The sequence below is a fragment of the Paracoccus versutus genome (assembly GCF_029909795.1).
GTDB lineage: Bacteria > Pseudomonadota > Alphaproteobacteria > Rhodobacterales > Rhodobacteraceae > Paracoccus > Paracoccus versutus.
This window is the reverse complement of the sequence record NZ_CP038197.1, coordinates 146,747-168,219: the sequence shown is the minus strand read 5'-3', so window position 1 is coordinate 168,219 and position 21,473 is coordinate 146,747. Positions and strand designations below refer to the sequence as shown.

Genomic DNA, 21,473 nt, shown 5'->3' with positions numbered 1-21,473 from the left:
CCATGACCATAGTCGGGATTTGCCGCTTTTCCATGATCGGCCGCGGCGATTGGAAAGCCTATCGCAACGTCGAAGAGAACGACCTCGAACCGATCTACAAGCAAAAGGAGCAGGAGCTTTTCGGCGACGAGCGGATGAAGGCCCGTTTCGTGACGTTCGAGCAGTTGACGCTGGCGTCCCTGGACGCGCAGACCGACCCCGATTTCAAGCTGCTCGTCATCTCTTCGGACCGGATGCCCAAGGTCTATCGCGACCAGCTGCAAAGGCTTTGCGACGCGCGCCCCTATGTGGTGCTGCGCTTTGTCCCGCCGATGCATGTCGCCGATGCCCAGGTCCAGACGCTCAGGGAAATCGGGCTGGAATTGCAGGATTGCCTGCAATTCCGCCTCGACGACGACGATTGCCTTTCAAAGGATTATATCAGGAAGCTGCGCAAGCATGGCGATACCCTGTGGAAGGCGCATGGCGCCTTCGCCGTCAGCTTCCCCACGGTGATCTATTCGGTCATCGACGGGCCGACGCAAGGGCTTTACCGCTGGTTCAACCCCTTCCTCGGCGTGGGTGTCGCCGTGCGCCATCCGCAACGCACGGTGTTCGGCTTTGCCCATTATCGCATCCCGACGGTCATGGTCGCCCTGACCGACCCCTCGGTTCCCAGCATCGTGACCCATTATGGGATGAACGACACGCCGCGGCACGCTAAGGAAATCCTGGCCAAAAGGGGCATGAAGAAAGCGCCGCGCGACGAATTGGATCGCCTGATCACGCGGCATTTCGACTACCTGTCGGAAACGGGCATGCAGGCCGCCGGGTTTCGATAACAGCCTGCGAAGAAAAAAGGGGGCAGATCCGCCCCCTTTCCTTCATCTTACCGCGTGAACTTCTTGTATTTCACCCGCTTCGGCTCGACCGAATCCGGGCCGAGGCGGCGGATCTTGTCGGCCTCGTAATCCTCGAAGTTGCCCTCGAACCATTCCACATGCGCATCGCCCTCGAAGGCCAGGATATGCGTGCAAAGCCGATCGAGGAAGAAACGGTCGTGCGAGATGATGACGGCGCAGCCGGCGAAATCCTCCAGCGCCGCTTCCAGCGCCTGCAGGGTTTCCACGTCCAGGTCGTTGGTCGGTTCGTCGAGCAGCAGCACGTTGCCGCCGGATTTCAGCAGCTTGGCCATATGCACCCGGTTGCGCTCGCCGCCCGAGAGCAGGCCGACCTTTTTCTGCTGGTCGCCGCCCTTGAAGTTGAAGGCCGAGCAGTAGGCGCGGCTGTTCATCGTGGCATCGCCCAGCTCGATCTGCTCCGCCCCGCCCGAGATTTCCTCCCAGACGGTCTTGTTCGGGTCCAGCGCATCGCGCGACTGGTCCACGTAGGACAGCTTCACCGTGTCGCCATAGCTGATCTCGCCCGCGTCCGCCTGTTCCTGCCCGGTCAGCATCCGAAACAGCGTCGACTTGCCGGCACCGTTCGGGCCGATCACGCCGACGATGCCGCCCGGCGGCAGGCTGAAGGTCAGATCCTCGATCAGCAGCTTGTCGCCCATGGCCTTCTTCAGGCCGTCGACCTCGATCACCTTGCTGCCCAGCCGCTCGCCGTTGGGGATGATGATCTGGGCGCGGGTCAGCTTTTCGCGCTCGGACTGGCTGGCCAGTTCGTTATAGGCGTTGATCCGGGCCTTCTGCTTGGCCTGGCGCGCCTTGGCGCCGGCGCGGATCCATTCCAGTTCGCGCTCCAGCGTCTTCTGCTTGGCCTTGTCCTCGCGCGCTTCCTGTTCCAGCCGCTTGGCCTTCTGCTCCAGCCAGGCGGAATAATTGCCCTCGTAGGGGATGCCGCGGCCGCGGTCGAGTTCCAGGATCCAGCCGGTGATGTCGTCCAGGAAATAACGGTCGTGGGTGACGATCAGGATGGTGCCGGGATATTCGATCAGGTGCTTTTGCAGCCAGGCGATGGTCTCGGCATCCAGGTGGTTGGTGGGTTCGTCCAGCAACAGCATGTCGGGCTGTTCCAGCAGCAGCTTGCACAGCGCCACCCGGCGGCGTTCACCGCCCGACAGGCTTTCCACGTCGGCGTCATCCGGCGGGCAGCGCAGCGCCTCCATGGCCACGTCGATCTGGCTGTCCAGATCCCACAGGTTCTCGGCGTCGATCTCGTCCTGCAGCTTCGCCATTTCCTCGGCGGTCTCGTCCGAGTAGTTCATGGCAAGTTCGTTGTAGCGGTCCAGCTTGGCCTGCTTGGCCTTGACCCCTTCCATGACGTTGCCGCGCACGTTCAGCGCCGAGTCCAGCTGCGGCTCCTGCGGCAGGTAGCCGACGGTCGCGCCCTTGGCGGCCCAGGCCTCGCCGGTGAAGTCCTTGTCGATGCCGGCCATGATGCGCAGCAGCGTCGATTTGCCGGCGCCGTTGACGCCGACGACGCCGATCTTGACGCCGGGCAGGAAGTTCAGGCGGATATTCTCGAAGGTCTTCTTGCCGCCCGGATAGGTCTTGGACACCCCGTCCATGTGGTAAACGAACTGGTAGGAGGCCATGATCTTTCCCCGTCTCTGAAATCCGTGTGAAACTTGGCCGCTATGTAGTCGAGCGGGAACGAAAGGGGAAGGCTCAGCGGAAAGCCTTGGTGAATTCCGGGCCGAAGCTTTGTTCCAGAAAGGCGAATTGCGGCTCGAGCTTGTCGCGCAGCCGGGCGCGGGCCTGGTCGGGCACCACCAGCGCATTGTCCGAGGCAAAGACCTTCTTGCCGAGGTCGCGATAGTCATGCGGCCGCAGGTCCAGGAAGTCCTCGACCCGGCGCAGCAAGCCCAGGGGATCGCGGGCGATCATGCCGAAGGGCAGGTAAAGCAGCCGGTCGGGGCCGAAATGCGCGTTCCAGCGCGGCACATAGGTCATGTAGTCGCCGCGATCCATCAGCTCGGGGGCCTCGACCTCGGCCAGCCAGTCCTCGATGGTGGCGGGCTTGCGGCGCGCGCGGGTCAGGTTCATCTTGAGCTGCGAGACGGCCCGATCGACCGGGTGGCGGATGATATAGATGAACTTCGCCTGCGGCAGGAATTTCGCCAGGAACTCCACGCCCTCGGCCGGCAGGGTCGAATATTCCGGGGTCACGTCGATGGTCCTGGCCCCCTGGGGCGCCGGGGCGAAGACCAGCTTGTACCAATGGTTGGTGAACATCGGCTCGCGGGTAACGCGGTCCAGGTAGCGCACCATCTCGCGCGGCATCTCTTCGCCGCGGGCGGCCCAGCGTTTCTCGATGTTCTGGCGGCCGCGGCGGAAATGCCAGGGCAGCCATTTGCGATGCTCCTCGATGAAGCGGTGGTTGAAGAACTGCACCTCCTTGAACGGAGGCGTCCAGACGTCGGGATGCTGGCCCAGCATCTGCGAGAGCCATGTGGTGCCGGCCTTTTGCGCGCCGATGCCCAGGAAATCGGGTTTACGGGGTTTGCCTTCGGGATCCCAGTTCATCATGCCGCCTTGCTGCGTCGCGCTGCCGCCTGATTAAGCCAGCGGCGCGGGCGCCACAACCTGCGCGATTGTCGCCGCCTAGAGCCGGCCCCAAAGGTCGTATTCGCCGGCCTCGTCCACGGTGACGGTGACGATGTCGCCCGGCGCCAGCGCCTCGAAACCCTGGTCGATGAACAGGTTGCCGTCGATCTCCGGCGCATCGGCCTGGGTGCGGCAGGTCGCGCCCTCGTCGTCCACGCTGTCCACGATCACCTCGATACGCCGGCCGACCTTGGCCGCCAGCTTGGCCTCGGAAATCGCCTGCGCCTTCTGCATGAAGCGGTCCCAGCGGTCCTGCTTGACCTCGTCCGGGACGTGGTCGGGCAGGTCGTTCGCGCGCGCGCCCTTGACGTTTTCGTATTGGAAGCAGCCGACGCGATCCAGTTGCGCCTCGTCCAGCCAGTCCAGCAGGGTCTGGAACTCGGCCTCGGTCTCGCCGGGATAGCCGACGATGAAGGTCGAGCGCAGGGTGATCTCGGGGCAGGCGGCGCGCCAGGCGGCAATCTCGTCCAGCGTCCGGGCCGCCGCCGCCGGCCGGGCCATGCGCTTCAGCGTGTCGGGATGGGCATGCTGGAAGGGGATGTCGAGATAGGGCAGCACCAACCCCTCGGCCATCAGCGGGATCAGGTCGCGCACATGCGGATAGGGATAGACGTAATGCAGCCGCACCCATGCCCCCAGCGACCCCAGGTCGCGGGCCAGGTCGGTGATATGCGCCCGATGCCCACGCTCCTCGGCGAATTTGCGGTCGAGCCCGTAGGCCGAGGTGTCCTGCGAAATCACCAGCAGCTCGCGCACCCCCGCCTCGACCAGCTTTTCCGCCTCGCGGATCACAGCATGGGCGGGGCGGCTGACCAGCTTGCCGCGCATGTCGGGGATGATGCAGAACTTGCAGGCGTGGTTGCAGCCCTCGGAGATCTTCAGGTAGCTGTAATGGCGCGGCGTCAGCTTGACGCCCGAGGCCGGCAGCAGGTCGACGAAGGGATCGGGGCTGGGCGGCACGGCGTGATGCACCGCGTCCAGCACCTGCTCGTATTGCTGCGGCCCCGTCACCGCCAGGACCGAGGGATGCGCGCCGGTGATGTATTCCGGCTCGGCGCCAAGGCAGCCGGTGACGATCACCTTGCCGTTTTCCGCCAGCGCCTCGCCGATGGCCTGCAGGCTTTCCGCCTTGGCGCTGTCCAGGAAACCGCAGGTGTTCACGATCACCGCGCCGGCGCCCTTGTAGTCGGGGCTGATCGCATAGCCCTCGGCCCGCAGGCGGGTCAGGATGCGTTCGCTGTCCACCAGCGCCTTGGGACAGCCGAGGCTGACCATGCCGATGGTGGGCTGCCCGTCCCTTCGCGTGGTGTCGAAGATCGGGCTGGGGGCTAGATCGGGGCGCAACAGGGGCGGGTTCTGGCTCATGGCCGGCATATAATGCGGGTCGCGGCGCTTGTTAAGCGGCAAGCGCGGCTCGCCGGAACGTCATTTGGACTTGTGCGTTCGCCAAGGCATAGCAGGGGACATGAGCATGCCTTCCCTCCTGACCCGCCTTTCTTCGGCGCTTGTCCTGGCGCTGGCCCTTGGCGCCGGCGTCACCAGCCTGCCCGCGACGGCCGAGGCGCAGCCGCGCGGCAAGCCCATCGTCATCATGAACAACCGCGGTGGCAATGTCGTCGAGGCGATCCGCCAGCGCAACAAGCTGGCCGCCAGCGGCCGCCCGGTCGAGGTGCGCGGCTATTGCCGCTCGGCCTGCACGATCTATATCACCCTGCCCAATGCCTGCCTGGGGCCCAGGGCGACGGTGGGCTTCCACGCGCCCCGCATCCCCGGCACCACCATCATCCCGCCCATCGTGGACGAGCTGATGGCGCAATATTACCGCAACGGCATCCTGCACATGTGGAACGCGCGCTGGAAACATTCGTTGAAGATGCAAAAGATCTCGGCCCGCGAATATGTCCGGCTTGATCCGCAGACGCGGCTGTGCCGGAACTAGATGACAGCTCAGCGGCCATATGTCACATTTGTCTGCAAGGGAGGAGCCATGATGATTCGACATTGCATTTTCATTTCCGCCACAGCCCTTTTCTGGGCGACGGCGGCCGGGGCGCAGGACGCGGCAACCGAGACCCCGCAGCCGCTGCGGCAAGGCGCCAGCAGCGCGGCGCAGGCGGCGCCGGGGCTGCTCGGCTGCGCGATCTGGGCCGACCGCGAGCGGCTTGCCCCGGCCTATCGGCAGCTGGCGCAGACGCATGGCCGCGACACGGCGGAAAGCTGGCTGCGGCAGCAGACCACCGCCTACAACCTGCACGCGGCCCGGATGGGCAAGGCGGCGGCGCCCTGCCCGGCCTGAGCCGTCATTCGCGCAGCCGCCATCCGGTCAGGAAGATCCAGCGGATCGCGCCCATGCAGACCAGGATCATCAGCGCGACCGCGCCCAGCGACAGCCCGACCGGCACGTCGGCAAAGCCGAAGAAGCTCCAGCGGAAGCCCGAGATCAGGTAAAGCACCGGGTTGAGCTTGGCCACGCCCTCCCAGAAGGGCGGCAGCATCGAGGCCGAATAGAAGGCCCCGCCCAGAAACACCAGGGGCGTGATGACCATCATCGGCACGATCTGCAACTGCTCGAAATTCTTGGCCCACAGGCCGATGATGAAGCCCAGCAGCGAAAAGGCCACGGCGGTCAGCAGCAGAAACGCCAGCATCCAGAACGGATGGGCGATATGGACGCCGGTGAACCAGAAGCTGGTCGCCAGGATCACCAGCGCGATCATCACCGCCTTGGCGGCGGCGGCGCCGACGAAGCCCAGCGTGACCTCGATCCAGCCGGTCGGCGCCACGAGGATTTCATAGATCGTGCCCGAGAATTTCGGGAAATAGATGCCGAAGCTGGCATTGGCCACGGATTGCTGCAACACGGTCAGCATCATCAGCCCCGGCACGATGAAGGCGCCGTAGGGCACGCCCTCGACCGCCTGGATGCGCCCGCCGATGGCCGCGCCGAAGACGACGAAGTAAAGCACCGTGGACAGCACCGGCGAGGCCAGCGATTGCCAGACCGTGCGGAAGAAACGCGCCATCTCATGGCCGAAGACGGCGCGGGCGGAACGCCAGTTCATGCGGTTTCCTCCTCGACCAGCGACATGAAGATCTCTTCCAGGCTGCTCTGCTTGGTCGAGACGTCTCGCACGGCAAGGCCGCGCTCGGCCAGCTCGGCCAGCAGGTGGGCGATGCCGGTGCGCTCGGCCCTGGTGTCGTAGTCATAGCCCAGTTCGCGCCCGTCGGCCGAAAGCACCAGCCCGCGCCCGGCCAGGTCAGCCGGCAGCGCCGCCAGCGGCTCGTAAAGCGAGATGGTCAGGTGCTTCTTGCCGAATTCGCCCATCAGCGCGTCCTTGGACCGGACCAGCAGCAATTCGCCGCGGTTGATGACGCCGATGCGGTCGGCCATGTCCTCGGCCTCTTCCAGGTAGTGGGTGGTCAGGATGATAGTCACGCCCTCGGCGCGCAATTCGCGCACCACCTGCCACATCTCGCGCCGCAGGGTCACGTCCACCCCGGCGGTCGGCTCGTCCAGGAACAGCACCTTGGGCCGGTGCGACAGCGCCTTGGCGATCAGCACCCGCCGCTTCATGCCGCCCGACAGCTCGCGCGTCTTGGCATCGCGCTTGTCCCACAGCGCCAGGCTGCGCAGCAATTGCTCGATATAGGCGTCGTCCGGCGGCTCGCCGTAGAGCCCGCGGGTAAAGCGCACGCAGTCGATGACCGTCTCGAAGGGCTCCAGCGCGATCTCCTGCGGGACAAGGCCGATCAGCTTGCGCGCCGCGCGCCAGTCCGTGCGGATGTCATGGCCGCCGACGCGCACCGTGCCGCCGGTCGGCACCACCAGGCCGCAGATGATCGAGATCAGCGTGGTCTTGCCCGCCCCGTTCGGGCCGAGCAGCGCCAGGATCTCGCCCTCCTCGATCTGCAGCGAGACCTCTTTCAGCGCCACCGTGCCGCTGCCGTAGCGTTTGGAAACATGGTCGATGTCGATGATCGGACGCATACCGTCCCCCTGTTCTGGCCCGAAGGCCCGCGAATCCGCCGGGCAGGTTGGACCGCAACCGCAGGCGGGCGCAATGGCGAAAACGCCCCTGACCTTGCGTCAGGGCTCAGGCCGGCGGCAGGCCGCCCGCCTCGGCCAGCAGGCGGTCGCTGGCGCTCTCGATCCGGTCCTCCAGCAATTCCATCACCGCCCCCGACCGCGGGCCGGCGGTGATCGGCGGCAGGAACTCGATCACCGCCGTGCCGCCGCGGACCGGGATGCCCTGCCGGGGCCAGAACAGGCCGCAATTGACCGCCACCGGGTGGATGGGCAGGCCGGTCGCGCGCTGGATGGTGCCGGCGCCGTGCTTGTAGGGCAGTTTCTGCCCCGGCCGGGTGCGGGTGCCCTCGGGATAGATGATCAGCTGGCCCAGCCCGCCGGGGCGGGCGCGGGCGGCCTCGATCCCGGCGATGATCTGCTTCATCGCCTCCTTGCCGCGGGCGCGGTCGATGGGGATGCAGCCGACCTTGCGCGCGAACCAGCCCATCACCGGCACCCGCAGCACCTCGCGCTTCATCACGAAGGCGCGGCGCGGGCAGGCGCGGGCCAGCGCCAGGATGTCGAGAAAGCTGTGATGCTTGGAGGCGACGATGCAGTCGCCGGCGGGCGGCGTGCCGCGGTATTCGACCCGGACGCCCAGGATCAGCCGTGCCGCGCCCAGCATCTGGTCCAGCCACAGGCTGGCCACGCGATGCGCGCGCTCGGGGTGGACCAGCACCTGCGGCAGGCCCCACAGCCCCAGCACCAGCGTCACCAGCGCCGCATAAAGGTAATAAAGCACCGTGCGCGGCCAATCCAGGACCGAGGCCCGGCGCGGATGATAGAGGGCCATCAGCGCACCTCGCGCAGCATCTTCAGCGCCGCCCAGCGGGTCGCGACGAAGCCGATCGCGGCGGCGAGCGGCGGGATCAGCAAGGGCCAGAGCCAGCCCCAGCCCTGGAATCCCAGCCCGGTCAGGAAGCTGCCCGCCTGGTCCATCGCGGGCAGCGCCCAGATCGCCGCCATCCCCAGCGCGGTGCCGCCGGCCGCACCCATGGCGGCGCGGCGGGTAAAGCGGCGCACGAAGGCGGTGGCGATGGTGATGTCGCGCGCGCCGATCAGGCGCAGGACGCGGATCACCTGCCCGTTCGCCGCCAGCGCCGCCTTGGCCGCCAGCGTGATCATCGCCCCCGAGGCGGCGGCGATCAGCAACAGCGAGACGAGGCCCAGCACCCGCAGCCGGTTCGCGGCCGAGACCAGCGGCTGGCGCCAGCGGGTATGGTCGTCCAGCACCGCGCCCGGCGCCTCGCCCTCCAGCCGCAGGCGCAGCGCCTCGGCGTCGAAACCCTCGGCCGCCTCGGTGATCTCGATCAGGCGCGGCACCGGCAGGGCCTCGACCGGGACATCGGGGCCGAACCAGGGCTCCAGCAGCCCTTCCACCTCGTCATCGGGCAAGAGCCGCGCCTCGGCGATGCCGGGGGTGGTCTTCAGCGCCTCCATCACCGTGAGGGTCTGCTCGTCGATCTGATCCTCGGGGGCCGAGATGCGCACGGTCACGGTCTGGGCCAGCTCGCTGGACCAGCGTTCGGCCAGCCGGCCGGTGGCCAGCGCCAGCGCCAGGGCAAAGACCGCCAGGAAGGCCATGGCCGCGGCCGAGAACACGGTCAGCTGCGCGGTAAAGCCGGTCGGCGGCACCACGCGGTCCGTCCCCGCCGGGTCGGGTCGGGTCAGCCCGCGCCACAGCGTCGCCAGGTCGAGCGATTTCAGATCGGCTTTCTTCACAGGTCCGCCCCCGCCAGTTGCAGCCTCTTGCCCGCGATGCGCAGCACCCGCGCCTGCACCTGCTGCTTGGCGGCACGGATCAGGTTCAGGTCATGGGTGGCGATCAGCACCGCCTTGCCAGAACGGTTCAGTTCGATCAGCAGCTGCAAAAGCCGCATCGACATGTCCCAGTCCAGGTTCCCGGTCGGCTCGTCCGCCAGGATCAAGTCGGGCGACATGATGACGGCGCGGGCCAGCGCGGCGCGCTGCCGCTCGCCCCCCGACAGTTCGGGGGGCATGGCGCGGGCATGGCCGGACAGCTGCACCCAGGCCAGCAACTCGCCCAGGGCCGGCATGTCCACCTGCTCGCCCGAGACCAGCAACGGCAGGGCGATGTTTTCCGCCACCGGCAGGTGGTCCAGGAATTGCGTGTCCTGATGCACCACCCCCACCCGCCGCCGCAGCCCGGCGATGCCGTCGCGCGACAGCCCCTGCACATCCTGGCCAAAGGCGGTCATCCGCCCGCCGCTGGGCAGCAGGTCGGCATAGCACAGCCGCAGGAAGGTGGTCTTGCCCGCGCCCGAGGGGCCGGTCAGGAAATGGAAGGAACCCGGCTGAAGCGTCAGCGACATGTCGGCAAGCAGCGGATCGTTGCCGCTGTAGCCGAAGGACAGGTTCTGCATCTCGATCACTGGTGGTCCCTTTCCGAGCGGGCTGCTTGGCGCGCGGTTCGTGGCTTGATAGAACAGTCGCGCGGCGAATGCGAGACGCCCGCATGATCGAAACCACCCCCGACCGGAGCCGAAAGACCAGCCCATGCGCCTGACCTGCCCCCGCTGCGCTGCCCAATACGAGATCGCGGAATCCGCCATTCCCGCCTCGGGGCGCGAGGTCGAATGCTCGGCCTGCGGCCATGTGTGGCGCCAGCCCGGAACGGGAAAATCCGCCCAGGCCGCCGATCCCGCCCCGCGCCGCCCCTATGATCCGCAGGCGCGCCCGGTCCTGAACCGGCCGCTGGACGAATCGGTGCTGGCCATCCTGCGCGAGGAAGCCGCCCGCGAGCTGCGCGCCCGCGAGGCGCCGGCGCGAAAGCCCGCCCCCGATCACATTCCCGCGACGGCCGCCGCCACGGCGGCCCCGGAGGCGGCGCCCGCGACGACCGAGCCCGCCGCCAGCGACGGCCGCGCCCCGGCCGAACCGCCGATCGACTGGCCGGCCGCCACCGTGACCGAGCCGGGCATCGCCCCGGCGCCCGCCGAAACCGCCCCCCCCGAAACCGCTCCCGCCGAGCCGGCCCCCGCCAGCCCGCAAACGCCGCCCCGGCCCCAGCCCGAAAGCCCGGTCGCGGAAGCCCCTGCCGCCAGGCCCGCGCTGCCGGAATGGCCCGAACCGGTCGCCCCCGCCCTGCCCGATGCCGAGGAACTGGCCGCGACCCTGACCCGCAGCGGTCCGCCGCTGCCCGACCCGGCCCCCGAGGCGGGGGAAGCGCCCCCGGCCATCGCGCCGCTGATCCGTCCCGCCCTGCCGGAAACCCCGGCCGCGGCCAACCCGGCCGAGCCCGCCGCAACCCCCGCCCCGCGCGAGGCGCCGGTTCCCGCCCTGGTGCCGGTGCGCCGACAGCGTAGCGGCGGCTACGGCATGGGCTTCGGCCTTGCCGCGATGCTGGCGCTGGGGGCGGTGATCCTCTATGCGCTGGCGCCGCAGATCCCAGCCGAGGAAGGCGGCGGCTGGCTCGCCGACTGGCGCCAGCAGGTCGACCAGGGCCGGCTCTGGCTCCACGACCGCATCCTGGGCCGATAGGGGGCCTCGCCGCGCAATCCGAACGGCGCGCCGCCAGGGCCGGCGGCCCCCCTTTTTCAGAAATTCTCCAGCAGCCGCCCCAGATAGTCGCGCTCGTCGCGCGGCCGCTCGCGCTCGCCGCTGCGCCGGCGGATCTCGTCCTGCAATTCGCGGGCCTTGCGCGAGGGATCGCCGCCCTCGGCCAGGGGATCGCCCGAGGTGATCGAACCGCCGTCGCCCGACAGCGCCCGGCCCAAGGGATCGGTCTGCGGCTGGCGATCATAGGGCTGCGCCAGCCCGCGCTGCCCGCGCGGATCGCCCGAGGGGCCCTCGGGGCCGTCCTGCTGCCCGCCCTGCTGCGGCTGGCCGTCCTGGCCCTGCTGCTGGTCCTGCGCCATCATGTCGCCCAGCGCCCGCATCCCCTCGCGCATGGACTGGATCGCCTGGGCCTGGCGCTCCATCGCGCCGGCGGCATCGCCCTCGCGCAGCGCCTGCTCGGCATCCTCCATGGCGCGGCCGGCCTCGTCCAGCTGGCGCCGCGCCTCCTCGCCCTGCGGGGTGCCGCGGCCGGGCAGCAAGCCGCGCTGCCGGCCCAGATCCTCGCGCAACTCGCGCTGGCGGTCGGCAAGCTGCTGGCCCTGCTGGTCGCCCTGGCCCTCCTGCCCCTCCTCGCCCGGCTGCCATTGGCCGAACCGGTCCTGCATCTGGCGCATGGCCTCGTCGGCCAGCTTCTGCTGGTCGCGCAGGGTCTCGGCCAGCCGGTTCATCGGCCGCTGGCGGCCGCCCTCGCCGCCCTCGGATTGCGTCACCCGCATGTTCTGCATCATGCGGTTGAACTGCTCCAGCAATTCCTGTGCCTCGGCCATGCGGCCCTCGTTCATCAGGCGCTGGATCTCGTCCATCATCTGCTGGATCTGGTCGCCGGTGATCTGCTGGCGGTTCTGGGGCGAGCGGTCGAAACGCTCGGCCGGATCCTGCCCCTGCTGCTGGGCCAGCATGTCGAGGTAATCGTCGGTGGCCTGCTTCAGCTCGTCCATCAGGCGCTGGATCTCGTCGGGGCTGGCGCCGTTGCGGATCGCCTCGGACAGCCGTTCCTGCGCCTGCTGCATGCGCTCCAGCGCATCGGCCAGCCCGCCATCCTCCAGCGCGACGGCCGCATCCCACAGCAGCTGCGCCAGCTTGTTGCGCGCCACCTCGCCCAGGTTGCCGGATTCCAGCGTGCCGACGGCACCGCGCAGGCCGTGATACAGCTCCTCCTCCATGAAGCCCTCGGGCTGCCAGCTCGCCGCACGCAGGATCTGGGCGCTGCGGGCGGCATTGTCGCGCGACCACAGCAGGTCGCGCCGCACCTCGATCAGCGCCGCCGCCAGCGGGTCGAAGAAGCGCCGCCCCGGCAGCACCATGCGCATCGGGGCCGAGACGCCCTGCTGCTCGATCCCGTCCTCGACCTTCAGCGAAACCGTCACCGGCAGGTTGGCCCAGGGATGGCGCGCCAGATCGCCCACCAGCCGGCCGCGGATCTGCTTGCGGCTGCCGGTCGCGGGCAGGGGCAGTTCCAGCTCCACCGCCTCGCGCGGTTCGGGATCGAGGGCCAGGCCAAAGCGGCGGTCCACCGCATCCAGGTCCAGCGCGATGACCGCATGGCCCGCCGCGATGCCATTGTCGTCGCTGGCGGTGAATTCCTGCATCAGCCTTCCGTCGGCGCGCCGCTCGGGCGCCTTGCCGGGCGCCACCACCGGCACCGCATCCGGCAGCACGGTCACGTCGAAGCGCCGCCCGGCGACCTCGATCGCCCCGTCGCGCTCGGCCATGAACTCGGGCGCCGCGGGATCGCCGCCCGGAACCGCCGCGCCGATGTCCTGCGCTATTTCGGCGCCTTCGCCGTAAAGCCGGAAGCTCAGCTTCGAACCCTTGGGCAACTCCAACCCCTGCCCCTCGGGCAGGGCGTTCAGGTAAAGCGTCGGGCGCCGGGTATAGGCGGGGGGCGCGGCCCAGCCCTCCCATGACGGCCCGGCCTCGGCGCCGGGACGCGCCTCGGGCAGGGGCCGGAAGGTCGCGCCCAGGGTGGCAAGGCCCTGCCCCAGCTGCCCCGCCGGCGCAAAGACCAGCGCCATGACCAGCGCCACCATGCCGGCCAGCCGCAAGGCGACCGGATCGCGCCAGCGCAGCCGCGCATCGGGCGCAACCGGACGCGCGGCAGAGGCCACCTGCTCCATCCGCGCCAGATGCGCGCGCCACAGCGCATCCGCGCCGCCGTCCCCGGCTCCCAGGACCAGACGGTCGCGCAGCGCCGAAAGGGGCCGCCCCGGCAGGGTCAGGTCGACCCGCAGCCGCGCCGCCGCGGCCGAGGGCCGCCGGAACCGCCGCACCCCCCAGCCGAAGGCCAGCACCGCGACCAGGGCCACCAGGCCCATCAGCCAGATCAGCGCCCGCGAGGAAAAAAGATCGGTCGCGCCAAAGGCCAGCGCCGCCAGCACCAGCGCCAGAACCACGCCCAGAGGCCAGAAGGCGGCGGCCAGCGCCTCCCACCACATGCCGGCGCGGGTCAGCCCGACCGCCCAGCGGATCCGGCGCGGCTCAGCGGGATCCATGGCCCCGCCCCCTCGTTCTTCCGTGGACAAATATCCCACGGGGGTCCGGGGGTGTGAAACCCCCGGCGACCACGCAGCAGGAAGCGATACCTAAAGCCATTCCGGGATGGTATCGCGTCCCAGCATTTCCTCAAGCGTCGGTCGCGCCCGAATGACGGCGAATTGATCGCCGCTGACCAGAACCTCGGGCACCAGCGGCCGGGAATTGTATTCCGAGGCCATCACCGCGCCATAGGCCCCGGCCGAGCGCAGCGCCACCAGGTCGCCCGGACCCAGCACCGGCAGATCGACCGCCTTCTGGAAGGTGTCGCCGGTCTCGCAGACCGGGCCGACCACGTCATGGGGCGCGACCTCGGCCCCCGGCGCGGGTTCGCGCACCGGCACGATGTCGTGATGCGCCGAGTACATCGCCGGCCGGATCAGGTCGTTCATCGCCGCATCGAGGATCAGGAAATCCCGCCCCTCGCCCTGTTTCAGATAGATCACCGAGGACAGCAGGATGCCGGCATTGCCGGCAATGTTGCGTCCCGGCTCGATCTCGATCTCGCAGCCCAGGTCGCCCACGGCATCGCGGATCACCTGGCCGTATTCGATCGGCAAGGGCGGCGCATTGTTGTCGCGCCGGTAGGGAATGCCCAGGCCGCCGCCCATGTCGAGCCGGGTGATCGCATGCCCGTCGGCGCGCAGGGCGCGGGTCAGCTCGGCCATCTTGGCATAGGCCAGCCGATAGGGCTCCAGGTCGGTCAGCTGGCTGCCGATATGCATGTCGATGCCGACCACCTTGATGCCGGGCAGCCGCGCGGCATGGGCATAGACCCCGCGCGCGCGCGCGATGGGGATGCCGAACTTGTTCTCGGACTTGCCGGTGGCGATCTTCTCATGCGTCCTTGCATCGACGTCGGGGTTCACCCGCACGGCGACCGGCGCCTCGACCCCCATCGCGGCGGCCACGCGCGACAGCAGTTCCAGTTCCGGCTCGGATTCGACGTTGAACTGGCGGATGCCGCCTTCCAGCGCCATGCGCATCTCGGGCTCGGTCTTGCCGACGCCGGAGAACACGATCCGCTCGCCCGGCACGCCCGCCGCCTTCGCCCGCGCGTATTCGCCACCCGAGACGATGTCCATGCCCGCGCCCAGGTCGCCCAGAAGCTTCAGCACGGCGATGTTCGAATTGGCCTTGACCGCAAAGCAGACCAGGTGATCGGTCCAATCCAGCGCCTGCTGAAACAGCCTGAAATGCCGGGTCAGCGTGGCGGTGGAATAGACATAGACCGGGGTGCCGACCTCGGCCGCGATGCGGGCCAGCGGCACCTCCTCGGCATGAAGCCAGCCGTCGACATAGTTGAAGTGATCCATCAGGTGATCCTGCGAGAGCGGATGAACAGATAAAGCGGCAGCGCAAAGCCGATCCCCAGCGCCAGCGCCGGCAGCGTCAGCAGCGCCGCCCAGTTGCGGCGCAGCATGGTCTCGACCAGGCACCATAGCGCCAGCGTGGCCTGCGCCAGCAGCTCGGACCCGCCGGCGCCCTGCCACAGCGCCTCGCCCCGCCACAGCGCCACGGCCAGGCCGGCCAGCGCAAGCGCCGCCCAGGCCAGCCGCAGGGGCGTCAGCTCAGAGCTGCTTGATGACACCGAAACGCGCCTCGCCGCTGATATGCACGCCGGGTTCGCGGATGGCTTCACGGGCAGGCTCGGGGCGGGTCGGCGCACCATCGACCCCACAGGCGGCCAGGGTGGCCAGGATCAGCGCGAAGGCGGCCAAAAGCAGGTGCTGCGTCATGCGGATTTCTCCTCCAGTTTCTGTTTCCAACGGGCGATCTGGGCGCGGACCTGCTGGGGCGCGGTGCCGCCATAGGACATGCGCGAGGCGACCGAGTTATGCACGCCCAGCACGTTATAGACATCCGCGGTGATCGCCGGATGGACCGATTGCATCTGCGCCAGAGTCAACTCCGGCAGGTCGATCCCGGCCTTCTCGGCCAGGGCGACCAGCGCGCCGGTGACGTGATGGGCGTCGCGGAAGGGCAGCCCGGCCTCGCGCACCAGCCAGTCGGCCAGGTCGGTCGCGGTCGAAAACCCCGAGCCCGCCGCCGCCTCCAGCCGCTCGCGGTTGGCCGTCAGGTCCGACAGCATGCCCGCCATCGCGGCCAGCGCCAGCATGAGGTTGTCGGCGGCGTCGAAGACCTGCTCCTTGTCCTCCTGCATGTCCTTGGAATAGGCGAGCGGCAGGCCCTTCATCACCACGAACAGCGCCACCGCCGCACCCAGGATGCGGCCGATCTTGGCCCGGATCAGCTCGGCCGCGTCGGGGTTCTTCTTCTGTGGCATGATCGACGAGCCGGTCGAGAAGCGGTCCGACATGGTGACGAAGCGGAACTGGGCCGAGGACCAGATCACCAGCTCCTCGGCCAGCCGCGACAGGTGGACGGCGCAGATCGCGGCCGAGGACAGGAACTCCAGCGCGAAATCGCGGTCGCTGACCGCATCGAGGCTGTTGGCCATCGGCCGGTCGAAGCCCAGCGCGCGCGCCGTCGCCTCGCGGTCGATGGGAAAGCCGGTGCCGGCCAGGGCGGCGGCGCCCAGGGGCGATTCGTTCATGCGCTTGCGCGCGTCCCGGAAACGCGACAGGTCGCGGCCGAACATCTCGACATAGGCCATCATGTGATGGCCCCAGGTCACCGGCTGCGCGGTCTGCAGATGGGTAAAGCCCGGCATGACCCAATCCGCGCCGCGCTCGGCCTGCGACAGGGCGACGCGGATCAGCGCGTCGAGGCCGGCGATGGCCGCGTCGCATTGGTCGCGCACCCACAGCCGGAAGTCGGTCGCCACCTGGTCGTTGCGGCTTCGCGCCGTGTGCAGCCGCCCCGCCGGCTCGCCGACGATCTCCTTGAGCCGCGATTCCACGTTCATGTGGATGTCTTCCAGCGCGGTGGAAAAGGGAAACTCGCCCGCCTCGATCTCTGACAAGACCGTGAGCAGCCCTTCCCCGATCGCCTCGGCATCGCTAGTGCTGATGATGCCTTGTGCCGCAAGCATCGCGGCATGGGCGCGGCTGCCCCGGATGTCCTGGGCATAAAGCCGCCGGTCGAAGCCGATCGAGGCGTTGATCGCCTCCATGATCGCGTCCGGGCCTGCGGCGAAACGTCCGCCCCACATCTGGTTGGCGGTGGTGGGCTGCTCGGTCATGACTTGTCCTTCGGGGGGTGGAATGCGTTGGCTGGTTCTTTATACGGCGCTGCTGATCGGTGCAAATGCGGGTTTCGGCCCGGCATTTTCCGGCGAAATCGACTGGCAGGCCGCGCATGACGGCGGGCTGGCCAAGCTGGCGCCGACCGATCCGACCCCGGTGCCCGCCACGACCTTCACCGACCCCGAGGGCGGCACCCACAGCCTGGCCGACTGGCGGGGCAAGGTGGTGCTGCTGAATTTCTGGGCGACCTGGTGCGCCCCCTGCCGCGAGGAAATGCCCTCGCTCGACGCCCTGCAGGCCGAGATGGGCGGCGCGGATTTCGAGGTGCTGGCCATCGCCGCCGGCCACAACCCGCCACCCGCGGTCAGGAAATTCCTGGACGAGGAAGGCATCGCCCATCTGCCGGTGCATCTGGACCCGCGCCAGCAGCTGGCGCGCGAGATGGGGGTGATGGGCATGCCGGTGACGGTGCTGATCGACCGCGACGGCAACGAGATCGCGCGGCTGATCGGCGGCGCCGACTGGTCCTCGGAGGCGGCGAAGGAACTGGTCAGGCAGGCGACAGCGCCCTGACGCGGGCATGGGCCGGGCAATGGGTCACGTGGTCGTTGACCAGCCCGCAGGCCTGCATGAAGGCATAGGTGATCACCGGTCCGCAAAAGTTGAAGCCGCGCTTTTTCAACGCCTTGGCCATGGCTTCGGATTGCGGCGTCCTGGCGGGAACCTGGCTCAGGGCAGTGAAGCGGTTCTGGATCGGCCGGCCGCCGACGAAGGACCAGATGAAGGGCGAAAACCCCTGCGATCCCTCGATCTCCAGAAACAGCCGCGCGCCCTTGACGGCCGCCTCGATCTTGCCGCGATGGCGGATGATGCCGGGGTTTTGCAGGGCCTGCCCCACCTCGGCCTCGCCCCAGGCGGCGACGCGCTCGGGGTCGAAGCCCTCGAAGGTCTCGCGAAAGGCCTCGCGCTTGCGCAGGATGGTGATCCAGCTCAGCCCGGCCTGGAAACCGTCCAGCACCAGCTTTTCCCAAAGCGCGCGCGAATCATATTCCGGCACGCCCCATTCATGGTCGTGATAGGCGACGTAAAGCGGGTCGGAGCCGCACCAGGCGCAGCGTTCGGTCAGGTCGGGCAAGGATCCGTTAACCTCGAGTCGAGAATGCGGCTCCAGTTTACGCGATCTTAGGACATGATCGCCAGAGTGCCGTCGATGACAGGAGTCTTGGCATGACCGACAATATCGATTCGCGACTGGAAATGGGCTCTCCGCTGGATTTCGCCGTGGACCGGCAGTCGCGGGTGACAATGGCGACGGTGCGGCGCGCAGTATCGCGCGGCGACGCCGTCCTGGCCTATCAGCCGGTGGTGCAGGCGGATCGCACCGACCACGCGGCCTTCCACGAAGGGCTGATCCGAATCATCGACGAAACCGGGCGCATCGTGCCGCTGCGCGACTTCCTGCCGCTGGCCGAGACGACGGAACTGGGGCGGCAGATCGACTGCCTGGCGCTGTCGCTGGGGCTGAAATCCCTGGCCGAGGAGCCCTCGCTGAGACTTTCGATCAACATGTCGGCGCGTTCCATCGGCTATCCGGCCTGGCTGCGCACGCTGCACGAAGGCATCGCCGGGGATGTCAGCATCGCCGAGCGGCTGATCCTGGAAATCACCGAAAGCTCGGCCATGGGCATGCCCGAACTGGTCGAGCAATTCATGCAGGAGTTGCAGGCCCAGGGCGTCAGCTTCGCGCTGGACGATTTCGGCGCCGGCTATACCTCGTTCCGCTACCTGCGCGATTTCTGCTTCGACATGGTCAAGATCGACGGGCAGTTCGTCCGCGACATCGCCATGCAGCGCGACAACCAGGTGCTGACGCGGGCGCTGCAATCCATTGCCCGGCATTTCGACATGTTCACCGTCGCGGAATCGGTCGAGACGGCCGAGGACGCCGCCTTCCTGATCGACATGGGCATCGACTGCCTGCAGGGCTATTATTTCGGCGCCCCGACCATCGTGCCGCCCTGGAAATCGCCCAACACAGCCGCCCGGCGCAGCTAAACCCGATTCACCCGGCAGTAGAAACGCCCTGGCCCCCGCGACAACCGTTCCCGCGGCCCCGCCGGCGGGGGTGGGGATTTCCCGACCGATCGGCCGGCCTGCGCGGATCGGCAGGCGGGCTTGCCGGCGCCGCCGCGTGGCCCGCCTGGGCGGACGGGCGCTCAGCCGCCGCGGCGACGGGGCCTGTCGGGGGCGACGCAGCCGCAAGTCCGCTTGACCTCGGGTAACGAAACGGCAAACAGTCTTCCTGTCACCGATATTATCGGCCTATCTGGGAAGGAGCCCCGTCATGACCAAAGCCGTAATCGTTTCAGCCGCCCGCACCCCCGTCGGCAGCTTTCTGGGGTCCTTTGCGAACCTGCCGGCGCATGAGCTTGGCGCCATCGTCCTGAAGGCGGTCGTCGAACGCGCCGGGGTCGATCCTTCCGAAGTGTCCGAAACCATCCTGGGCCAGGTGCTGACCGCCGCCCAGGGCCAGAACCCCGCCCGCCAGGCGCATATCAAGGCCGGCTTCCCGCAGGAATCGGCGGCCTGGGTCATCAACCAGGTCTGCGGCTCGGGCCTGCGCACGGTGGCGCTGGCGGCGCAGCAGGTGCTGCTGGGCGACGCCCGGATCGTCGTGGCCGGCGGCCAGGAATCCATGTCGCTGGCGCCCCATGCCGCCTATATCCGCGCCGGGCAGAAGATGGGCGACATGAAGATGCTCGACACCATGATCAAGGACGGGCTCTGGGACGCCTTCCACGACTACCACATGGGCACTACCGCCGAGAACGTCGCCGCGAAATGGGAGATCGCGCGGGCCGAGCAGGACCAGTTCGCCGTCGCCTCGCAGAACAAGGCCGAGGCCGCGCAGAAGGCCGGCAAGTTCGCCGACGAGATCGTGCCCGTGACCATCAAGTCCCGCAAGGGCGAGACCGTGGTCGATGCCGACGAATACATCCGCCACGGCGCCACGCTGGACGCGATGGAAAAGCTGCGCCCCGCCTTCAGCAAGGAGGGCAGCGTGACCGCCGCCAATGCCTCGGGGCTGAACGACGGCGCCGCCGCCGTGCTGGTCATGACCGAGGACGAGGCGGCGCGGCGCGGGCTGACGCCGCTGGCGCGCATCGCCTCCTACGCGACCGCCGGGGTGGACCCGCAGATCATGGGCACCGGCCCGATCCCCGCCAGCCGCAAGGCGCTGGAAAAGGCCGGCTGGTCGGTCGGCGACCTGGACCTGGTCGAGGCGAACGAGGCCTTTGCCGCCCAGGCCATCGCCGTGAACCGCGACATGGGCTGGGATCCCTCGATCGTGAACGTGAACGGCGGCGCCATCGCCATCGGCCACCCCATCGGCGCCTCGGGCTGCCGCATCCTGAACACGCTGCTGTTCGAAATGCAGCGCCGCGACGCGAAAAAGGGCCTGGCCACGCTGTGCATCGGCGGCGGCATGGGCGTCGCCCTGTGCCTCGAGCGTCCCTGAGCCGAAAAGGCGCGCGCAACTATCTTGCGCGCGCCACGCCAGTTCGGTAACACAATTTCACGACCATTTTCAAAGGGGGACGAAAAATGGCAAAAGTGGCCCTTGTGACCGGCGGGTCGCGCGGCATCGGCGCGGCGATCTCGAAGGCGTTGAAGGAGGCCGGCTATACGGTCGCGGCGAATTACGCCGGCAATGACGATGCCGCCCGCGCCTTTACCGAAGAAACCGGCATCAAGACCTACAAATGGTCGGTGGCGGATTACGACGCCTGCGCGGCGGGCATCAAGCAGGTCGAGGAAGAGCTTGGCCCCATCGCCGTGCTGGTCAACAATGCCGGCATCACCCGCGACTCGATGTTCCACAAGATGACGCCGCAGCAGTGGAAAGAGGTCATCGACACCAACCTGACGGGCCTGTTCAACATGACCCATCCGGTCTGGTCGGGCATGCGCGACCGCAAATACGGCCGCATCGTCAACATCAGCTCGATCAACGGCCAGAAGGGCCAGGCCGGCCAGGCGAACTATTCGGCGGCCAAGGCGGGCGACCTGGGCTTTACCAAGGCGCTGGCCCAGGAAGGCGCGCGCGCCGGCATCACCGTGAACGCGATCTGCCCCGGCTATATCGGCACCGAGATGGTCCGCGCCATCGACGAGAAGGTGCTGAACGAGCGCATCATCCCCCAGATCCCGGTCGGCCGCCTGGGCGAGCCCGAAGAGATCGCGCGCTGCGTGGTCTTCCTGGCCTCGGAGGATGCCGGCTTCATCACCGGCTCGACCATCAGCGCGAACGGCGGCCAGTTCTTCGTCTGAGCCGCCCCCCCGACAGGCAACGGCCCGCGAGATGTCGCGGGCCGTTTCTCATTCCATGGTCGTGGCCTTCGGGCGGGCCAGGCCCGCCCGTGCCGCAGGTCAATGCGACAGGCGCGTGATCTCTTCCTTGAGGCGAAGTTTTTCCTTCTTCATCCGGGCGATGGTGAGGTCATCCGTGCCGGGGCTGCGATGCGCGGCCTCGATGGCGTTCGAAAGTGACTGATGTTTGCGGCGAAGCTCCTGCACATGGGATTCAACCGACATTCCGTCCTCCTCTTG

General features: G+C 68.4%; 23 protein-coding genes. 8 read left to right on the top strand and 15 right to left on the bottom strand.

Annotation, left to right across the window (positions count from 1 at the left end):
- The first annotated feature begins 2 nt into the window (after positions 1 to 2).
- Entirely contained in the window at positions 3 to 821 is an 819-nt protein-coding gene (locus tag E3U25_RS11865) for a glycosyltransferase (protein ID WP_116222844.1), read from the top strand.
- Positions 822 to 868: 47 nt separating this feature from the next.
- On the opposite strand, the gene ettA is transcribed toward E3U25_RS11865, so the two are convergent.
- The 3 genes from ettA to rimO form a co-directional block, all read right to left on the bottom strand.
- On the bottom strand, positions 869 to 2,524 hold the full coding sequence (gene ettA / locus E3U25_RS11860; protein ID WP_116222572.1) for an energy-dependent translational throttle protein EttA: 1,656 nt from the start codon (positions 2,522 to 2,524) through the stop codon (positions 869 to 871).
- Between the two features lie 73 nt (positions 2,525 to 2,597).
- Positions 2,598 to 3,458 (bottom strand): sulfotransferase family protein, encoded by an 861-nt coding sequence (locus E3U25_RS11855; protein ID WP_243784952.1) that lies wholly within the window; start codon positions 3,456 to 3,458, stop codon positions 2,598 to 2,600.
- A 75-nt stretch (positions 3,459 to 3,533) separates the two neighbouring features.
- Positions 3,534 to 4,901: a 30S ribosomal protein S12 methylthiotransferase RimO gene (gene rimO, locus E3U25_RS11850; RefSeq protein WP_036760716.1), complete on the bottom strand. Its 1,368-nt coding sequence runs from the start codon at positions 4,899 to 4,901 to the stop codon at positions 3,534 to 3,536.
- Positions 4,902 to 5,001: 100 nt separating this feature from the next.
- Here rimO and E3U25_RS11845 point away from each other — a divergent pair, with 100 nt between their 5' ends.
- Complete coding sequence (locus E3U25_RS11845) at positions 5,002 to 5,475, top strand: hypothetical protein (RefSeq protein WP_116222571.1); 474 nt, start codon at positions 5,002 to 5,004, stop codon at positions 5,473 to 5,475.
- Positions 5,476 to 5,523: 48 nt separating this feature from the next.
- Positions 5,524 to 5,832: a hypothetical protein gene (locus tag E3U25_RS11840; RefSeq protein ID WP_116222570.1), complete on the top strand. Its 309-nt coding sequence runs from the start codon at positions 5,524 to 5,526 to the stop codon at positions 5,830 to 5,832.
- A 4-nt stretch (positions 5,833 to 5,836) separates the two neighbouring features.
- Here E3U25_RS11840 and E3U25_RS11835 read toward each other — a convergent pair whose 3' ends face one another.
- The 5 genes from E3U25_RS11835 to E3U25_RS11815 all read right to left on the bottom strand — a co-directional run bounded on the left by E3U25_RS11835 (position 5,837) and on the right by E3U25_RS11815 (position 9,995).
- Positions 5,837 to 6,598, bottom strand: coding sequence for an ABC transporter permease (locus tag E3U25_RS11835; protein WP_036760703.1), 762 nt, complete (start codon positions 6,596 to 6,598; stop codon positions 5,837 to 5,839).
- On the bottom strand, positions 6,595 to 7,524 hold the full coding sequence (locus tag E3U25_RS11830; RefSeq protein WP_114535742.1) for an ABC transporter ATP-binding protein: 930 nt from the start codon (positions 7,522 to 7,524) through the stop codon (positions 6,595 to 6,597). Before E3U25_RS11830 ends, E3U25_RS11835 begins: the two co-directional genes overlap by 4 nt.
- Before the next feature lie 106 nt (positions 7,525 to 7,630).
- On the bottom strand, positions 7,631 to 8,395 hold the full coding sequence (locus E3U25_RS11825; RefSeq protein ID WP_116222569.1) for a lysophospholipid acyltransferase family protein: 765 nt from the start codon (positions 8,393 to 8,395) through the stop codon (positions 7,631 to 7,633).
- A complete protein-coding gene (locus E3U25_RS11820) occupies positions 8,395 to 9,324 on the bottom strand; it encodes a cell division protein FtsX (RefSeq protein ID WP_072461914.1) in 930 nt (309 codons plus the stop codon). The genes E3U25_RS11825 and E3U25_RS11820 overlap by 1 nt, the downstream gene beginning before the upstream one ends.
- Positions 9,321 to 9,995: a cell division ATP-binding protein FtsE gene (locus tag E3U25_RS11815; protein ID WP_036760710.1), complete on the bottom strand. Its 675-nt coding sequence runs from the start codon at positions 9,993 to 9,995 to the stop codon at positions 9,321 to 9,323. The genes E3U25_RS11820 and E3U25_RS11815 overlap by 4 nt, the downstream gene beginning before the upstream one ends.
- 124 nt (positions 9,996 to 10,119) lie before the next feature.
- Between E3U25_RS11815 and E3U25_RS11810 the strand changes: the two genes are divergently transcribed.
- Positions 10,120 to 11,103, top strand: a complete 984-nt coding sequence (locus tag E3U25_RS11810; RefSeq protein ID WP_116222568.1) for a zinc-ribbon domain-containing protein — start codon at positions 10,120 to 10,122, stop codon at positions 11,101 to 11,103.
- Between the two features lie 56 nt (positions 11,104 to 11,159).
- On the opposite strand, the gene E3U25_RS11805 is transcribed toward E3U25_RS11810, so the two are convergent.
- The 5 genes from E3U25_RS11805 to argH form a co-directional block, all read right to left on the bottom strand.
- Positions 11,160 to 13,673, bottom strand: coding sequence for a DUF4175 domain-containing protein (locus E3U25_RS11805; RefSeq protein WP_116222567.1), 2,514 nt, complete (start codon positions 13,671 to 13,673; stop codon positions 11,160 to 11,162).
- A gap of 90 nt (positions 13,674 to 13,763) precedes the next feature.
- Positions 13,764 to 15,029, bottom strand: a complete 1,266-nt coding sequence (lysA, locus tag E3U25_RS11800; RefSeq protein WP_116222566.1) for a diaminopimelate decarboxylase — start codon at positions 15,027 to 15,029, stop codon at positions 13,764 to 13,766.
- Positions 15,029 to 15,304: a DUF2834 domain-containing protein gene (locus E3U25_RS11795; RefSeq protein ID WP_036758391.1), complete on the bottom strand. Its 276-nt coding sequence runs from the start codon at positions 15,302 to 15,304 to the stop codon at positions 15,029 to 15,031. The genes lysA and E3U25_RS11795 overlap by 1 nt, the downstream gene beginning before the upstream one ends.
- Positions 15,285 to 15,452, bottom strand: a complete 168-nt coding sequence (locus E3U25_RS11790; protein WP_166435577.1) for a hypothetical protein — start codon at positions 15,450 to 15,452, stop codon at positions 15,285 to 15,287. Before E3U25_RS11790 ends, E3U25_RS11795 begins: the two co-directional genes overlap by 20 nt.
- Positions 15,449 to 16,858 (bottom strand): argininosuccinate lyase, encoded by a 1,410-nt coding sequence (gene argH / locus E3U25_RS11785; protein WP_116222565.1) that lies wholly within the window; start codon positions 16,856 to 16,858, stop codon positions 15,449 to 15,451. Before argH ends, E3U25_RS11790 begins: the two co-directional genes overlap by 4 nt.
- A gap of 22 nt (positions 16,859 to 16,880) precedes the next feature.
- Between argH and E3U25_RS11780 the strand changes: the two genes are divergently transcribed.
- Positions 16,881 to 17,435, top strand: coding sequence for a TlpA family protein disulfide reductase (locus E3U25_RS11780; protein ID WP_116222564.1), 555 nt, complete (start codon positions 16,881 to 16,883; stop codon positions 17,433 to 17,435).
- Here E3U25_RS11780 and E3U25_RS11775 read toward each other — a convergent pair.
- Positions 17,413 to 17,997 (bottom strand): DNA-3-methyladenine glycosylase I, encoded by a 585-nt coding sequence (locus tag E3U25_RS11775; protein ID WP_036758380.1) that lies wholly within the window; start codon positions 17,995 to 17,997, stop codon positions 17,413 to 17,415. The two genes, E3U25_RS11780 and E3U25_RS11775, sit on opposite strands and share 23 nt — an antisense overlap.
- 92 nt (positions 17,998 to 18,089) lie before the next feature.
- Between E3U25_RS11775 and E3U25_RS11770 the strand changes: the two genes are divergently transcribed.
- The 3 genes from E3U25_RS11770 (at position 18,090) to phbB (ending at position 21,194) form a co-directional block, all read left to right on the top strand.
- A complete protein-coding gene (locus tag E3U25_RS11770; RefSeq protein ID WP_072461906.1) occupies positions 18,090 to 18,917 on the top strand; it encodes an EAL domain-containing protein in 828 nt (275 codons plus the stop codon).
- A gap of 289 nt (positions 18,918 to 19,206) precedes the next feature.
- On the top strand, positions 19,207 to 20,382 hold the full coding sequence (locus E3U25_RS11765) for an acetyl-CoA C-acetyltransferase (protein ID WP_036758375.1): 1,176 nt from the start codon (positions 19,207 to 19,209) through the stop codon (positions 20,380 to 20,382).
- Between the two features lie 86 nt (positions 20,383 to 20,468).
- The gene (phbB, locus tag E3U25_RS11760) at positions 20,469 to 21,194 is read left to right on the top strand and encodes a beta-ketoacyl-ACP reductase (protein WP_114536322.1); all 726 of its coding nucleotides are present in this window, start codon (positions 20,469 to 20,471) and stop codon (positions 21,192 to 21,194) included.
- 99 nt (positions 21,195 to 21,293) lie between these two features.
- Here phbB and E3U25_RS11755 read toward each other — a convergent pair whose 3' ends face one another.
- Complete coding sequence (locus E3U25_RS11755) at positions 21,294 to 21,458, bottom strand: YdcH family protein (RefSeq protein WP_072461905.1); 165 nt, start codon at positions 21,456 to 21,458, stop codon at positions 21,294 to 21,296.
- Positions 21,459 to 21,473 lie beyond the last annotated feature (15 nt).

Coding starts and splice junctions, on each gene's coding strand:
- E3U25_RS11865 (WP_116222844.1), top strand. CDS start 3: ATGACCATAGTCGGGATTTGCCGCTTTTCCATGATCGGCCGCGGCGAT.
- ettA (WP_116222572.1), bottom strand. CDS start 2,524: ATGGCCTCCTACCAGTTCGTTTACCACATGGACGGGGTGTCCAAGACC.
- E3U25_RS11855 (WP_243784952.1), bottom strand. CDS start 3,458: ATGATGAACTGGGATCCCGAAGGCAAACCCCGTAAACCCGATTTCCTG.
- rimO (WP_036760716.1), bottom strand. CDS start 4,901: ATGAGCCAGAACCCGCCCCTGTTGCGCCCCGATCTAGCCCCCAGCCCG.
- E3U25_RS11845 (WP_116222571.1), top strand. CDS start 5,002: ATGAGCATGCCTTCCCTCCTGACCCGCCTTTCTTCGGCGCTTGTCCTG.
- E3U25_RS11840 (WP_116222570.1), top strand. CDS start 5,524: ATGATGATTCGACATTGCATTTTCATTTCCGCCACAGCCCTTTTCTGG.
- E3U25_RS11835 (WP_036760703.1), bottom strand. CDS start 6,598: ATGAACTGGCGTTCCGCCCGCGCCGTCTTCGGCCATGAGATGGCGCGT.
- E3U25_RS11830 (WP_114535742.1), bottom strand. CDS start 7,524: ATGCGTCCGATCATCGACATCGACCATGTTTCCAAACGCTACGGCAGC.
- E3U25_RS11825 (WP_116222569.1), bottom strand. CDS start 8,395: ATGGCCCTCTATCATCCGCGCCGGGCCTCGGTCCTGGATTGGCCGCGC.
- E3U25_RS11810 (WP_116222568.1), top strand. CDS start 10,120: ATGCGCCTGACCTGCCCCCGCTGCGCTGCCCAATACGAGATCGCGGAA.
- E3U25_RS11805 (WP_116222567.1), bottom strand. CDS start 13,673: ATGGATCCCGCTGAGCCGCGCCGGATCCGCTGGGCGGTCGGGCTGACC.
- lysA (WP_116222566.1), bottom strand. CDS start 15,029: ATGGATCACTTCAACTATGTCGACGGCTGGCTTCATGCCGAGGAGGTG.
- E3U25_RS11790 (WP_166435577.1), bottom strand. CDS start 15,452: ATGACGCAGCACCTGCTTTTGGCCGCCTTCGCGCTGATCCTGGCCACC.
- argH (WP_116222565.1), bottom strand. CDS start 16,858: ATGACCGAGCAGCCCACCACCGCCAACCAGATGTGGGGCGGACGTTTC.
- E3U25_RS11780 (WP_116222564.1), top strand. CDS start 16,881: ATGCGTTGGCTGGTTCTTTATACGGCGCTGCTGATCGGTGCAAATGCG.
- E3U25_RS11770 (WP_072461906.1), top strand. CDS start 18,090: ATGACCGACAATATCGATTCGCGACTGGAAATGGGCTCTCCGCTGGAT.
- E3U25_RS11765 (WP_036758375.1), top strand. CDS start 19,207: ATGACCAAAGCCGTAATCGTTTCAGCCGCCCGCACCCCCGTCGGCAGC.
- phbB (WP_114536322.1), top strand. CDS start 20,469: ATGGCAAAAGTGGCCCTTGTGACCGGCGGGTCGCGCGGCATCGGCGCG.
- E3U25_RS11755 (WP_072461905.1), bottom strand. CDS start 21,458: ATGTCGGTTGAATCCCATGTGCAGGAGCTTCGCCGCAAACATCAGTCA.